Annotated in this window: 12 protein-coding genes; 5 read left to right on the forward strand and 7 right to left on the reverse strand. The window is 64.0% G+C overall.

Going from position 1 to position 14,109, the window contains the following annotated elements; genetic code table 11:
* The first annotated feature begins 53 nt into the window (after window positions 1–53).
* From BMY06_RS07195 to BMY06_RS07210, 4 genes are all read left to right on the forward strand, one after another.
* Window positions 54–1,043 (forward strand): ornithine cyclodeaminase family protein, encoded by a 990-nt coding sequence (locus BMY06_RS07195; protein WP_074982353.1) that lies wholly within the window; start codon window positions 54–56, stop codon window positions 1,041–1,043.
* A gap of 71 nt (window positions 1,044–1,114) precedes the next feature.
* A complete protein-coding gene (locus BMY06_RS07200; RefSeq protein WP_065060665.1) occupies window positions 1,115–1,783 on the forward strand; it encodes a helix-turn-helix transcriptional regulator in 669 nt (222 codons plus the stop codon).
* Window positions 1,784–1,964: 181 nt separating this feature from the next.
* Window positions 1,965–2,879, forward strand: coding sequence for a glutaminase (locus tag BMY06_RS07205; protein WP_074982668.1), 915 nt, complete (start codon window positions 1,965–1,967; stop codon window positions 2,877–2,879).
* A gap of 109 nt (window positions 2,880–2,988) precedes the next feature.
* On the forward strand, window positions 2,989–3,327 hold the full coding sequence (locus BMY06_RS07210; RefSeq protein WP_065060663.1) for a zinc ribbon domain-containing protein YjdM: 339 nt from the start codon (window positions 2,989–2,991) through the stop codon (window positions 3,325–3,327).
* Between the two features lie 64 nt (window positions 3,328–3,391).
* Here the strand turns inward: BMY06_RS07210 and BMY06_RS07215 are convergent, their stop codons facing one another.
* The 3 genes from BMY06_RS07215 to BMY06_RS07225 are packed head-to-tail and all read right to left on the reverse strand — an operon-like array spanning window position 3,392 to window position 7,235.
* Window positions 3,392–3,946, reverse strand: coding sequence for a Fur family transcriptional regulator (locus tag BMY06_RS07215; RefSeq protein WP_124260535.1), 555 nt, complete (start codon window positions 3,944–3,946; stop codon window positions 3,392–3,394).
* A gap of 38 nt (window positions 3,947–3,984) precedes the next feature.
* Window positions 3,985–5,061 (reverse strand): hemin-degrading factor, encoded by a 1,077-nt coding sequence (locus BMY06_RS07220; protein WP_074982354.1) that lies wholly within the window; start codon window positions 5,059–5,061, stop codon window positions 3,985–3,987.
* 29 nt (window positions 5,062–5,090) lie between these two features.
* Complete coding sequence (locus tag BMY06_RS07225) at window positions 5,091–7,235, reverse strand: TonB-dependent hemoglobin/transferrin/lactoferrin family receptor (protein ID WP_231957582.1); 2,145 nt, start codon at window positions 7,233–7,235, stop codon at window positions 5,091–5,093.
* 574 nt (window positions 7,236–7,809) lie between these two features.
* On the opposite strand from BMY06_RS07225, the gene BMY06_RS07230 reads away from it, so the two are divergent.
* Complete coding sequence (locus BMY06_RS07230) at window positions 7,810–9,561, forward strand: IlvD/Edd family dehydratase (RefSeq protein WP_074982357.1); 1,752 nt, start codon at window positions 7,810–7,812, stop codon at window positions 9,559–9,561.
* Window positions 9,562–9,592: 31 nt separating this feature from the next.
* Here BMY06_RS07230 and BMY06_RS07235 read toward each other — a convergent pair whose 3' ends face one another.
* The 4 genes from BMY06_RS07235 to mhpA all read right to left on the reverse strand — a co-directional run bounded on the left by BMY06_RS07235 (window position 9,593) and on the right by mhpA (window position 13,969).
* A complete protein-coding gene (locus BMY06_RS07235; RefSeq protein WP_244144367.1) occupies window positions 9,593–10,060 on the reverse strand; it encodes a hypothetical protein in 468 nt (155 codons plus the stop codon).
* A 321-nt stretch (window positions 10,061–10,381) separates the two neighbouring features.
* Entirely contained in the window at window positions 10,382–11,221 is an 840-nt protein-coding gene (locus BMY06_RS07240) for an intradiol ring-cleavage dioxygenase (RefSeq protein WP_074982361.1), read from the reverse strand.
* 33 nt (window positions 11,222–11,254) lie between these two features.
* The gene (locus tag BMY06_RS07245) at window positions 11,255–12,313 is read right to left on the reverse strand and encodes a maleylacetate reductase (RefSeq protein ID WP_074982363.1); all 1,059 of its coding nucleotides are present in this window, start codon (window positions 12,311–12,313) and stop codon (window positions 11,255–11,257) included.
* Between the two features lie 15 nt (window positions 12,314–12,328).
* A complete protein-coding gene (gene mhpA, locus BMY06_RS07250) occupies window positions 12,329–13,969 on the reverse strand; it encodes a bifunctional 3-(3-hydroxy-phenyl)propionate/3-hydroxycinnamic acid hydroxylase MhpA (RefSeq protein ID WP_074982364.1) in 1,641 nt (546 codons plus the stop codon).
* Window positions 13,970–14,109: the final 140 nt, after the last annotated feature.

Genomic DNA, 14,109 nt, shown 5'->3' on the forward strand with positions numbered 1-14,109 from the left:
ACCTTCCCGTCCCCACATCCTCGCGCCGCCGCGAGATTTCGAAGGAATCCAGCATGTCCGGTACGACAAATTCGCCGCTTTCCCACGCCGCCGCGCCCTTTATCGCCGACGCCGCCACGGTGCGCGCCGCGCTGCCGCACCTCGACGTGCGCGGCGTGCTCGCGCGCCTGTTCGCCTCGCTCGGACGCGGCGAAGCCGTGCAGCCGCCGCAGACGCTCGCGCTGTTTCCGCAGCAGGCCGGCGACTTCATCACCTATCTGGGCGTGCTCGCCGAAGCGGGCGTGTTCGGCGCGAAGCTCTCGCCGTACATCGCGGGCACGAGCGGCAACGCGCCCATCATCACGGCCTGGACCGCGCTGATGTCGATGCAGACCGGCCAGCCGCTCATGTGGTGCGACGCCGGTTTGCTGACGACCGAGCGCACGGCGGGCACCACGGCGCTCGCCGTCGACCAGCTCGCGCCGCGCGAGGCGCGCCGGCTCGCCGTGATCGGCGCGGGCGCGGTGGCGCTCGCGCATATCCGCCACGCCGCGCCGCTGCGCGCGTGGGAGAGCATCCGCGTGTTTTCGCCATCGCTCGCGGGCGACGCCGCGCGCGCCGAGCAGGTGCGCGCGACCGACGCGCGCGTGAGCGTCGAAAGCTCGGCGCAAGCCTGCGTCGCCGACGCCGACGTGATCATGCTCTGCACCTCGTCGGGCAAGCCGGTGCTCGCGCTCGACACGCTGACGAAACCCGCGCTCATCACCTCGATCAGCACGAACGTCGCGCAGGCGCACGAAATCGATCCGGCCGCGCTGCCCACGCTCGACGTCTTTTGCGACTATCGCCGCACCACGCCGCACAGCGCGGGCGAGATGACGATCGCCGCGCGCGAGCACGGCTGGTCGCCGGACGCGATCGTGGGCGATCTCGCCGATCTCGCCAACGACGCCTGTCCGCGCCCGAACTACGCGCGCCACGCGTTTTTCCGCTCGATCGGCCTCGGCCTCGAAGACATCGCCGTGGCGTACGCGCTCTACGCGCATCTGCACGCGGCGCGATAAGCAGTATCATCGACGTCCTCCGCAATCGCGCCACACCGCGCCACCCATACGTCGCCCACAGGTCCGCTCCGATGCCGAAAAAAGCACCCGCGAAAACCGCCGCGCCCCGCCTTCCGGACACGCGCGCGCGTCTGCTCGAGCGCTACGCGCACGTCGCGGACAGCATCACGACGCTGTTCTTTCCGTTCGCCGAAGTCGTGATCCACGACCTCGCGGACCAGACCGTGGCGTATCTGTCGAACAATCTCTCGAAGCGCGAGATCGGCGACGATTCCGCGCTCGAGGACATCGAGGAAACCACCCGCAACAAGCTGCTCGGGCCGTACGAGAAAGTGAACTGGGACGGCCGGCGCATGCGCTGCGTGAGCACCGCGCTGTTCGACGACGACGGCCGCGCGGCGGGCGTCATGTGCATCAACCTCAACATCGCGGCGTTCGAGGACATGCAGGCGACGCTCGATCTGTTCCTGCGCGGCGCGGGCGTGATCGCGCAACCCGAGGAGCTGTTCAAGGACGACTGGCAGGAGCGCATCAACACCTTCCTGCACGGCTGGCTGCGCGAGCGTCAGGTGGCGCTCAACTCGCTCACGCGCGAGCATCGGCGTGAACTGGTCGAGGCGCTGCATGCCGAGGGCGCGTTCAAGGGCAAGAGTTCGGCGAATTACGTGGCCAAGGTGCTGGGCATGGGGCGCGCGACCGTCTACAAGCATCTGCGCGAGATGAAGGCCGACGCGGCGTAAAGCCGCAGGCGCATCGTCGCGCGCGAATCGGGCAAGCCGGACGAACCGGGCTAATTCGGGCAAGCGCGCGCCACGCAAGAACGAAGCGGCCAACCGCGGCGGAGCCGCTACAATCGCCGGGATGGCGGCGGACACCGCGCCGCCCTTCGCCCCCTGCTCCTCGCCCTTGCCCGCGATGTCCATGAACTACACGCCCATCCTCGACGCGATCCGCCGCGACCTGCAACCGCATCTCGGCTCGGGCCGCGTCGCCGATTACATCCCCGAACTCGCCAAGGTCCGCGCCGATCACTTCGGCATGGCGATCGTCACCGTCGACGGCCAGGTTTATCGCACCGGCGACGCCGACGTGCGCTTCTCCATCCAGAGCATTTCGAAGCTGTTCGCCTGCACGCTGGCGTTTCAGCTGCTCGGCGACGCGCTCTGGGAACGCGTGGGCCGCGAGCCGTCGGGCACCGCGTTCAACTCGCTCGTGCAGCTGGAATTCGAAGCGGGCAAGCCGCGCAATCCGTTCATCAACGCGGGCGCGCTCGTGGTCACCGACGTGCTCTGCCGCCGCTTCGTGCAGGCCGAAACCGCGCTCGTCGATTTCGTGCGGCGACTCTCGGGCGAAGCGGGCATCGGCTACGATTTGCGCGTCGCGCAATCCGAACTCGCGCACGCCGAACGCAATCGCGCGATGGCGCATTTCATCGCCAGTTTCGGCAACCTGGAAATGCCCGCCGATACGGTCATCGACGCTTATTGCCGACAATGCGCGATCGAGATGAGCTGCGTGGAACTCGCGCGCGCGGCGCTCTTTCTCGCCAACGGCGGCGTGTCGCCCGCGAGCGGCGAAAGCGTGCTCGACGCGAGTTCGGCCAAGCGGCTTTCGGCGCTGATGCTGACCTGCGGCACGTACGACGCCGCCGGCGATTTCGTCTACCGCGTGGGCCTGCCCGCGAAAAGCGGCGTGGGCGGCGGCATCGTCGCGGTGCTGCCGGGCGAGTTCGCCGTCTGCGTGTGGTCGCCGGGACTCGACGCGACGGGCAACTCGGCGGTCGGCTCGCTGGCGCTCGAATGGCTGACGACGCGCATCGGCCGCTCGATTTTTTAAGACGCCCGCTTCGGACGGAGCGCGTTGGCGAGCGCGCTATACTTGCGCGCTTTCGTTGTCTGCTTCCGTTGTCCGCTGCCGTTGTCAGCCCACGCACCAAGGATTCCCCATGAGCACTTTGCCGCCCTGCCCGAAATGCAGTTCCGCGTTCACCTACGAAGACGCGGGCATGTTCATCTGCCCCGAATGCGCGCATGAATGGTCGGGAGAAGCGGGCGCGCCCGCGGAAACCGCGAAGGTTTATCGCGATTCGGCGGGCAATGTGCTGCAGGACGGCGATACCGTCACGGTCATCAAGGACCTGAAGCTCAAAGGCTCGGGCGGCGTGATCAAGATGGGCACCAAGGTCAAGAATATCCGCCTCGTGGATAGCGATCACGATATCGATTGCAAGATCGACGGTTTCGGCGCGATGAGCCTGAAGACGGAGTTTGTCAGAAAGGCTTGAGGCTTCGAGCGTTAAAGGGCGGCGAATAACCGGATTCGCCACTCGCTTTAATTCGCGCCGCCCTTCACTCGCACGTCCCGCAGACAATCAGAATGTTGACGGTCTGCTCCAGCGAGCCAAACATATCGACCTGCGACGCCGCTTTCACCGCGTCGAGAAAACCCGGATTCTTGAAACGCACGCGCCGCCCGCATTTCCTGCACGAAATCGAGTGCATCTTTTCGGCTTCGTACGGGCATTGAAGGAAGAACGTCGCTCGCGCGCCGGTATTGCCGGCCGCCCATTGTCTCGACACGATACCTGCGCTTTCGAAATCGACGAGCGCGCGATAAATCGACGCCTTGCTCAAGCCGATTTTCTTTCTGAGCGCGAATTTATAAATCTCGTCGGCTTTCACGCCGCGCTCGATTTCAAACATCGTTGTCAGAACGCCAATTCGCGTCGGCGTGACACGAACGCCCATCTCGTTCATGTACTTGACGACGGAATCACGGTGAGCAAAGTACTTCGAACCAACCGGCTCAATTTTTCCCATAGTGTCAATACCGGGAAAGCGGCATCCGCAACGGCATGCCCTCCCCGGTTTCCCTAACTCCGGCCCGTGGCCGGAAAGTTTCAAGGTGTCAGCACGTCGGCGTGCAACGAGACGTTGCCGCCTCAGGCCGCGCTCAATTGCGCATGCGATTGCAACGCGCCGGCCAGTTCACGCCACGCCGCCAATTCAGGCGCGCCCGGTTTGCGCGCGCCAAACAGCATGGCGATGTTCTCGCCTTGCGCGTCGAACAGTTCCACTGACGTCACGATGCCGTCGTCGGTCGGCTTGCGCACGAGCCACGCGCTCGCAACGAGATCGTTGCGCAAATGCAGATTGAAACGTTCGTCGAGCACGTTGACCCACTCGCCCATGGTGCGGATGTTCGTCACGGGCCCGGTATGAATCTGGATCATGCCGGCGTTGCCCACGAACACCATGATGGGCACCTGCTCGCGCGCGGCCTCGACCAGCAGCGTCTCGATCACGTCATCGGCGAGTCGCGTCACGTAGCGCGGTTCGGCGAGCCGCAGCGCCTGCGTGCGCGTCAGGCCGAACTTGCGCAGCAACGGGAAAAACTCGTGCGTGTCTTTCATCTCGGCCCACGCGGCGTGGAATCCGGCGCGATCGATGGCGTCATCGGCGCGCGGCGACGGTGCGGGTTCCGCGGGCTGCAAGGCGAGCACCGCCGACTGCCCGGCGTCGGTCCATTCCGCCACGATCGCGTCGAATGCCGCGTGATCGCTATGGGCGCGCAAAAACACCTTGAATACGGCTTCGCCTTGCGCATCGTAGAACTGGAAGCTTTTCATCTCGCCATTGGCCGACGCTTCGCGAACCGCGAACGCAAAGGCCCAGCGCCGATGAAAAACACGCAGATCGATATCCGCGCCGAGCACGAGGCCGACATGGCCCTCCGCGCTCACCTTTTCGAATACGCCGTCTTTTTCGTGCACGGCCGTTTCGTTGCGGGTCAACGTCATCACGGCGCCCAGTCGCGGCATTTGCGCGATCAACCCCATGAAATCAGGCTTCAAACGCACGACGTTGACGCCGACAAAAGCCGCCACCGCCTGCGCTTCACTGACCTGCATCGCCGCGGCGGCATCGCGCTGACGCAGCTTGTTCGCCGTCTTGTGCGCGAGATAAGATTCCCGCCATTGCGCACATGCTTCGGAATCCGAAAAATTAGTTTGAGTCATAACGATCCTTCGTATGTGAGGGACGAGTTTCAGAAGTCGATCTTCATGCCGACGTTGAAGTTTCGTCCGGGTGCCGTATAGGCGTTAAGCGTCGCGTAGCTCGAGGATCCCGACAGGTCTCGCACGTCGCTCCAGCGCCAGTACTTGCGATTGAACAGATTGTTGATGCCGGCCGTCAGGCTCACGTGCTGCGTGATCTTGTAGCCCGCATGCAGATCGACGATCGTGTACGACGGCGTCGAGAAATACTTCGTGCTCGACGTATTCACGTCGCTGGTGTTGCGGCGCGAGTTGTAGGTCACGTCGGCGCCCACGAACCAGCGATCGTCCGCGCGGTATTTGATCCCCAGCACCGCGGCCAGCGGCGGAACCGACATGATCCCGCTGCTCGTGCCGTCGGTGTTCTGCTCGCTGCCGTCGATATAGGCCACGCCGCCCTTGACCTCGACCGACTCGCCCGCGAACCAGTCGAATTTCGCTTCGACGCCCTTGATGGTCGCCTTGCTGAAATTGATGTACTGGAACTTCTCCGGATCGCTCGCCGAAGTAATGCTGCCGCCCACCACTTCCGAGTCGATGAAGTTCTTGTAGCGGCCATAGAATGCCGACGCGCTGTACGCCACGCGATTCGTGCCGAATGCGAGCTTGCCGCGCATACCCGCTTCGAACGAGTTGCTGGTTTCCGGCTTCAGATTCGGATTGCCGACCTGCTCGTAATAGGTGTGATACAGCGAGGCCGCCACGCCGCCGCCGTAATAGCTGTTGACCTGATTGGCCGACGGCGCGCGGAAGCCGCGTGCGTATTGCACATACGGCACGAGCGCCGGGCTGATTTCATACAGGAACGCGAGGCGCGGCGAGAGCGCATTGCCGCTCGAATTGGACAGCGGCTGCGTCGACGCGCTCGCGGCCGACGTATAGGTGCTGTCGGCATCGGGCGTCATGTGGTAGTAGTCGAAGCGCAGGCCCGGCACGAAAGTCAGCTTGTTCCAGCTGATGCTGTCCTGCATGTACGCGCCCAGATTGAGCGTTTGCGTCTTCGGGAAATTCTCCAGATACCCGGAGGTCGTATCGACCGTATTGCCGTTCGAATCGGTGCTGTATTGCGACACGCTGAGGTCGAAACCGTACACGAGCTTGTGCGAGAACGGACCGGTCTTGAACGAACTTTCGGCCACGCTATTGCCACCGACGATGCTCTCGCCATAGTGGTTGTAGCGCGTGACATCGGTCGTCGTCTCGCCGATCAGCAGCGACTGGTCGGTCGCCGCGTTGCGGTAGAACACCGAGCTCTTGACGTGCTGCACCCAGCGATTCGTTTCGTCGTCGTGATCCCATTCGAGCTTCACGCGATTGCTCGTCACGTTGTTGGTCGTGTTGTACGAGGTGGTATTGGCGGTGTAATTGCCAATCTCGTACAGACTGTCGACTTCATTGGAATTGTTGAGCGTTTCGGCGGTCAGCTTGAGCTTGTCGGTCGCCGAGAGCCTGAAGACGAGTTTCGCCAATGCCGAGCGGTTGTTGTACGTCGCCGGATCGGCTTCGTCGCGATTCGCGCCCGTGCCGCCGGTGCTGCCGTGATTGTCCAGTTCGTGGCCGTGACGGCCCGAGAGCATCAGCAAACCCTGCACCGCGCCATTCGCAGTGCTAAACGCCGTGGTCGCAGTGCCACCCCAGCTGCGATCGCTCGAGTCATAGTCCGAGCGCACGGAGAAATATGTTTTCTTGCCGTAGATGCTCAGCAAGTCGGCGGGATCCTTCGTCACGAAGTTCACCGCGCCGGTCAGGCCGTCGCTGCCGTACAGCACGGACGCGGGGCCGCGCAACACTTCGACGCGTTCGTACAGGTCCGTGTTCAGATAGTCGCCGCGACCTGCCGAGCCGGAGCCGAAGGAGAACGATTGCGGCAGCGGAATGCCGTCTTCGAGCAGCAGGACCTGATTGCCTTCGAGACCGCGAATGTTGATGCCATCGTTACCGGCGCGGCCCGTCGAGCTGCCGATGCCGCTCGGGCGATAGGCCTGGCGATTGACGGCCACGCCCGGCTCGTATTTCAGCGCGTCCTTGATGTCCTTGGCGTTGTTCTCCTCCATGTCGTCGGACGTGATGACCGACACCGTCGCCGCCGATCTGGTCGGGTCCGTCTTGCCGATGCGGTTCGCCGTCACCGACATGACGTTCAACTGGCTTTCCGCGCGCGATGTCGCGGTCTTCGCAGTTTTCCCGCTCGATGCAGCGTCCGAGGCCGCAGCCGCGGCAGCCGCCGACGGGGCCGTTTGGGCCTGCGCCCCTTGCGCGCCCGTGAGTTCCGCGAGCGCCAGTGGAATCAAAATCGCCAGAATTCTTCGCTGAAACACCATCTTCCCCTATTGATTGGCTTACTTTTTCGTCGCACAAGCCGACAGAATCATTAAGGTTGGTGAATATACATGAGAAGCATTCTCATTTACATCGCACGGAAAATTACGGCGTGTTTCGTGGATGTCAGGAAGATCGGGCGTTTTCGGGTCGCGGGAAGCCTTGACGGGCGGGCTCGCGGCGGCGGAATCCGATGCGGCACTATTTAATCTGGCGTGCTTCGAGGCGGCGTCGCGCGTGGTGTTCAGACGCGCGATCTCCTCGCAGTCCGGCGCGCGTTCCGCCCGGAGTGGCCGAATCGGCAAGCGGTGTACGCTGGCAGCAAACCGACGTCGTCGCGCGATCGAACGGCATAGCCAAAACAAGCCAGCACACCTTCCGGAGAACGCCATGGCTGACAAGAAAGACGCCCCGCACCACCCCGCTGAAGCAACGGGCATGACGCGCGGGTTGACCTCTTACGGCGATCAGGGGTTTTCGCTGTTCCTTCGCAAAGCGTTCATCAAAGGAGCGGGTTACACGGACGAGGCGCTCGAACGTCCGGTGATCGGCATCGTCAACACCGGCAGCGGCTATAACGCCTGCCACGCGAACATGCCGCAACTGATCGAAGCCGTGAAGCGCGGCGTCATGCTCGCGGGCGGTTTGCCGATCGACTTTCCGACCATTTCGATTCACGAAAGCTTCGCGTCGCCCACGTCGATGTATCTGCGCAATCTGATGTCGATGGACACGGAAGAAATGATTCGCGCACAACCGATGGACGCCGTCGTGCTGATCGGCGGTTGCGACAAGACGGTGCCCGCGCAATTGATGGGCGCGGCCTCGGCCGGTCTGCCCGCCATTCAGCTCGTCACCGGCGCGATGCTCACGGGTTCGCATCGCGGCGAACGCGTGGGCGCGTGTACGGATTGCCGTCGCTACTGGGCCAGGTTCCGCGCGAATGAAATCGATCAGGACGAGATCGACGACGTCAACAACCAGCTCGTGGCGAGCGTGGGAACGTGCTCCGTCATGGGGACCGCGAGCACGATGGCCTGTATTGCCGAAGCGCTCGGCATGACGGTTCCCGGCGGTGCGTCACCGCCCGCGGTCACGGCCGATCGTATCCGTGTGGCGGAGCAAACCGGCACAACCGCCGTGAAGCTCGCCAAATCGCGGCTGGGCATCGACCGGATTCTCACGCCTCACGCCTTCGACAACGCGATGCGCGTGCTGCTGGCGATCGGCGGCTCGACCAACGCCATCGTGCATCTGAGCGCGATCGCCGGGCGAGTCGGTCACAAGATCAATCTCGACGCGCTCGACCGGATGGGCAAGGAAACGCCCGTGCTGCTCGACCTCAAACCGACCGGCCAGCACTACATGGAAGATTTCCATCACGCCGGCGGCGTCGCCACGCTGCTGCGCGAGTTGAAGCCGCTGCTGCATCTCGATGCGATGACGGTCAGCGGTCTCACGCTCGGCGAGCAGATCGAGGCGAGCGGCCCAGGCTTCGCGCAAACGGTCGTGCGTGCGTTTTCGCAGCCGGTTTATCCGCAAGGCGGCCTGGCCGTTTTGCGCGGCAATCTCGCGCCGGGCGGCGCCATCATCAAGCAGTCGGCCGCCGACGCGCGATTGATGGAGCACGAGGGACGCGCCGTGGTGTTCGAGACGGTCGAAGACCTCATGCAGCGCATCGACGATGAAGCGCTCGACGTGAACGCCGACGACGTGCTCGTCCTCAAGAACATCGGTCCGCTGGGTGCGCCCGGCATGCCCGAAGCGGGCTACCTCCCGATTCCCCGCAAGCTCGCGCGGGCCGGCGTGAAAGACATGGTGCGCATTTCCGACGGCCGCATGAGCGGCACCGCGTTCGGCACGATCGTCCTTCACGTGACGCCCGAAGCCGCTGCGGGCGGCACGCTGGCTTATGTTCGAAATGGCGACCGCATTCGCCTGAGCGTCCGCAATCGCGAGGTCACGCTGCTCGTCTCCGACGACGAACTACAGCAGCGTGCAGCACAGACGCCGATCGCGCGCCCCACAGCCGAGCGCGGTTACCGCAAGCTCTTTCTGCAGAGCGTCACGCAAGCCGACGAAGGCGTGGATTTCGATTTCCTGCGAGCGGCGAGCCTGCAGAACAAACCGCCATCCGCGTAGACAGGCGCGCATGACGGCGCAGCGCAGCGCCCTATCGTTGCGATGCTCGCAGCGCGGCGTATCGGCGCTTCACCACGAGCGCCAGCGGCACCGTGAAGCAGAAATGCGACATGAATCCGCCGATAACGACATTGGGATCGAAGTAATTCGGATGATTGTCCGACGCGATGGAAATCGCCACGTGCATGGCGATCCAGGCAAGGATCGCGTAGAACAACGCAATGAATGTCGCCTCGTAGCCGCGACGCTGGAAATACGGCCAGACGAGTGCGAACAGCACGCCCCACGCGGCGGCGAACGCGAAGTGAATAATCGTGCCGAGCACATAAGCGCCAATGCCCAGACTCTGCTGGACATGCTTGCCGAACACGAGGCCCGTGGCGTTGCTGGGGATGCCGCCGAGCGTCAATAGATGCTGCACGCCAACCCAGACCACCGCTTCGTAAATCCAGATGCAGATCGCGCCCGTGAGGCCCGCCGCGATTCCGCTGGACAGCATCGCGGCCGTATTCGGCCAACCGCCAGCGGCGTTCACTGCACTCTTTCCGTAGCCATTGTCGCGAGCGCCTGCGCTGCCGTTCATTGTCGTTCCTGTTCGACCGTTGTGGGTTCGCCGGCCGGTTTCACGGCCAGCTTGCACAACATAGGAAACGCGCGTGAGCGGGACTATCGAGGGTAAACGGCAGGTTATGCAAACGACGAACGCGCTAACGCGCCATCCACACCTTGCGCGGATAGCGCTTTTCGTCACCCATTCAATAAGTAAATTGGATGACTTATTAAGCACTTTGCAATCGAGTCGGCAAACTCAACGCCTTATTCACTCCGGCGTCAGCACGAAATCGAATGTCGACCGCCAGCGCGTGCTGCCGTCGTTCACGCGTTCGAACGGCGCAACGAGCGTCTCCTTGACGCCAAATACCGCATCGGATTTCAGATAGGCGTCGTCGCCCACGAAGGTGTGCGTGACGATCTTCTCGAAACCGGGCGCAGTCACAATGAAATGCATATGCGCGGGCCGGTACGGATGCCGCCCGAGCGCCGCCAGCATCTTGCCGACCGGGCCATCGTCGGGAATCGGATACGACACCGGCTTAATGCCGACAAAACGGTATGCGCCATCGGCGCCCGTCGTGAAGATGCCGCGATTGTTCCATTTCGGCTGAACGCCGGGCTGCTGAACGTCGTAGAAACCCTCCGGGTTATCGGACCAGACATCGAGCCGCGTACCGGCCACCGGATTGCCCTGAAGATCGAGCACGCGCCCTTCGAACATGCAGCTTTCGCCTTTGCCATCGAGCGTGATGCATGCGCCCATCTCGCGCTGCGGCGACTCGGCCACATGAAACGGACCGAGCACGGTATTTTCGGTCGCGCCATCAGGGCGACGATGGTTGATCGCATCGACGAGCATCGACACACCCAGCGTATCGCTCAGCAGAATGAACTCCTGGCGCTCGTTGCCGCAAATCTGTCCGGTGCGCGTCAGGAATTCGATGGCGCTTTCCCACTCGTCCTGCGTGAGATGAACGTCCTTGATAAAGGCGTGGAGATGCTTGACGAGCGAGGCCATGACCGTCTTCAGGCGCGCGTCGACCTCCACGCCCATGCGTGCATTCACGGCGTGCTCCGAACTGGCTTCGGTAAAGAACTGGGACATGTTTAGCATTCCTTTTAATATGTTGACGAGCCATTATTCCGGCCGCGTGCCGTCCCACGCGCGCTGCAGCAACGCACGCACGGCGTCGCGCTCGACAGGCCGCGGATTCCAGTACGGGTTGCGCACCGCGAGGTCGGCGGCTGCGTCGAGTTGCGCGGATGTCAGCCCGAGATCGCGCAGGGCAAGCGGCGCGCCAAGCGAGCGCGCGAAGTCGTAGAGGCCGCCGCCGATCGATCCACCGAACAGTTGCGCAAGCGGCTGAAGTTCCTGCGCCGCCGCATTGGCGTTATAGGCCGCGGAATGCGCCAGTACGATGGCGTGCGTTTCCGCGTGAGGCAGATCGAAGCTGCCGCCCAGCGTGTGGCAGAGTTTGTGATGCAAGGACATGCCGACCGTGCCGAGCACCGAGCCGCACAGCCACGATCCGTAAAGCGCACGGGATCGGGCGGCGAGATCGTCGGGGCGCGAGACGATCGCAGGCAGCGCATCGCGCAGCGCCCGCACGCCTTCGACGGCCATCAGCGACGTCACCGGATTGCGATCCCGCGCGTAGACGCCCTCCACCGCGTGTGCGATCGCGTTCAGGCCGCTCGTCACGCTCATCGTGACCGGCAGGCCGAGCGTCAGCGCCGGATCGTAGATCACCACTTCCGGCAGGATCTTCGGATCGCGCACGGTCGTCTTGATGCCGTCTTCGGTTTGGCCGAGGATCGGCGTGACTTCCGAACCGGCATAGGTCGTCGCGACCACGATCTGCGGGGCGTCGTTGCGCCACGCGATGGCCTTGCCCAGGCCGATCGTCGATCCACCGCCGAGCGACACGAGACAATCCGCGCGCGCCGCATCGAACGCGGCGAGCGCATCGCGCGTGACCGCCACGGGCGTATGCATCGCCGCCTCGCTGAACACGCCCGCCGCCAGCGGGCCGATCTGCGCGGCCAGTTTCTGCGCGTCGGCACGTTGCGACGGCGTCGAGAGAATCAGCGCGCGCTTCGCGCCCAGTCGCGCGATTTCGTCGGCGACGGCGTCAAGCGTTCCCGGTCCGAACAGAATGCGGCCCGGATGCATATCGTAGGTGAAACTCGCAGTCATGAACGCCCTCCGTACTCAGGCAACGTCGCGAACGCGAACATGGAGCTTCGCGATGACTTCGTCGAAACGCTCACGCAACTGCGCCGCGCTGCTCGCCGTGGCCGCCACATAAAAGTCGGGCCGCAGCACGACATAGCTTGCCTCGATTTTTTCGAGCCACTGCTGGTACGTTGAGTCGATATCCAGCGCATCGCAAGCCGTATTTTCACCACCCGGCGTGGCGATGCGCGCCGTGCGGCCTTCGATCAGCGCCAGTTGCTCCAGCCGCTCGGGCCCGAGCGCCTGCGCCGGATCGGCATCCAGACCGATCACGAACCAGCCATGCCCGACGGCCTGATCAAAACGGTCGCGCCGCCCGTTCGCCTCGACCACGCCCTGCACCGACAACTCGCCCGCATGCGCCGATCCAGCGGACCAGGCGCCCGGTCCCAGATGGCACACATCGGTCGGCACCGGCTGATGGTTGCGTGCCAGCAAATCGGCCTTCATTTTCACATCGCGCTCGGCGGCCTCGTTTTCGTTCGCAATGCAGATGATCTTGCCCAGCGCCTGGCTGAACTCGATGTAATGCTTCGCGTGTTCAAGGCGTTCCGTGGTGTAACTGTCGAGCACGGCGTCGGACATCCGGCCTTCGAGCATCGCGTTCAGACGCCAGCCGAGCGCGAACGCATCGCGCAACCCCGCGCACATGCCCTCGCCCGCGAACGGCGGCATCAGATGCGCGGCGTCGCCCGCAATCACGCAACGGCCGCGATGCCAGGTCTTCGCCCAGCGCGCCTGAAAGCGATAGACCGCGCTGCGTTCGAGTTCGGCGTTGTCGGGCGTCATGCCCCAGGGCGCCAGCAGTTCCCACGCGCGTCGCGTCGTCTGCAATTCCTCGGCCGACTCGCCCGGCAGGACCATGAACTCCCAGCGTCGACGACCCGGGCCGCCGGGCACGATCGTCGTCGGCCGCTTCGGATCGCACAGTTGCCACTGCGTCGGCTGCGCGGTGTAGGCCTCGCGCGGGATGAGGTCGAGAATGAGCCAGTCGAAGAAATAACCGCGGTCCTCGTTCTCGATGCCGAGCGCCTCGCGCACGAAGCTGTTCGCACCGTCCGCGCCCACCAGGTACTGCGCGCGCAGCACGCGGGCATCGGCATCGACATCGACATCACCACCACCCTCGCCAACTTCCTGCGGCGTGCGTCTGAGCGACACCGTCACGCTGTCGCGGTCCTGGACCAGCTCCGTGCCCTCCCATCCACGCAATTGCGTGACGCCCGGCATACCGTCGACGATGCGCGTGAGCCGCGCTTCGAGGTCGGGCTGATTGAACCAGTAACGCACGCGCCAGCCCGACGCCGACTGGCTCTGCCAATCGACGATCTGCAGATTCTCGCCGCGCGCGTCTTTCCAGTAATACAGCTCGTCGTGATACGAGATGGCCGGATCGTGCTCCGAGTCGATCCCGAGCGTCGCGAGAATGCGGGCGATTTCGTGGTCGTAGGTGACGGCGCGCGGCCGCCCGTACGCCTTCGACCAGCGCTCGACCAGCGTGACGCGCTTGCCGCGCTGACCGAGCAGGATGGCGAGCAGCGTGCCGACGGGACCGCCGCCGATGATGGCGACGTCGGCATCGAAGCGGGAATTCGGGCTTGAGGCGGGGGCGTTCATGTTCTGTCTCCTGGATTCGTCGCCCTGCTGGGCTGATGTTGCAAGGTGCGATGCCGCTGCCCGGGACGCCTGCCGCCCGGCCACCCGCGCATCCGCACGCCGCTTGAGACAGAATGTAGATCAAAACTGAATGTTCGTCA

The sequence above is a fragment of the Paraburkholderia tropica genome (genome assembly GCF_900109265.1).
Lineage (GTDB): Bacteria > Pseudomonadota > Gammaproteobacteria > Burkholderiales > Burkholderiaceae > Paraburkholderia > Paraburkholderia tropica.

Bases quoted from the DNA above. Each gene is read 5' to 3' on its own strand.
- BMY06_RS07195 (WP_074982353.1), top strand. From the start codon at position 54: ATGTCCGGTACGACAAATTCGCCGCTTTCCCACGCCGCCGCGCCCTTT.
- BMY06_RS07200 (WP_065060665.1), top strand. From the start codon at position 1,115: ATGCCGAAAAAAGCACCCGCGAAAACCGCCGCGCCCCGCCTTCCGGAC.
- BMY06_RS07205 (WP_074982668.1), top strand. From the start codon at position 1,965: ATGAACTACACGCCCATCCTCGACGCGATCCGCCGCGACCTGCAACCG.
- BMY06_RS07210 (WP_065060663.1), top strand. From the start codon at position 2,989: ATGAGCACTTTGCCGCCCTGCCCGAAATGCAGTTCCGCGTTCACCTAC.
- BMY06_RS07220 (WP_074982354.1), bottom strand. From the start codon at position 5,061: ATGACTCAAACTAATTTTTCGGATTCCGAAGCATGTGCGCAATGGCGG.
- BMY06_RS07225 (WP_231957582.1), bottom strand. From the start codon at position 7,235: ATGTCGGTGACGGCGAACCGCATCGGCAAGACGGACCCGACCAGATCG.
- BMY06_RS07230 (WP_074982357.1), top strand. From the start codon at position 7,810: ATGGCTGACAAGAAAGACGCCCCGCACCACCCCGCTGAAGCAACGGGC.
- BMY06_RS07235 (WP_244144367.1), bottom strand. From the start codon at position 10,060: ATGCTGTCCAGCGGAATCGCGGCGGGCCTCACGGGCGCGATCTGCATC.
- BMY06_RS07240 (WP_074982361.1), bottom strand. From the start codon at position 11,221: ATGTCCCAGTTCTTTACCGAAGCCAGTTCGGAGCACGCCGTGAATGCA.
- BMY06_RS07245 (WP_074982363.1), bottom strand. From the start codon at position 12,313: ATGACTGCGAGTTTCACCTACGATATGCATCCGGGCCGCATTCTGTTC.
- mhpA (WP_074982364.1), bottom strand. From the start codon at position 13,969: ATGAACGCCCCCGCCTCAAGCCCGAATTCCCGCTTCGATGCCGACGTC.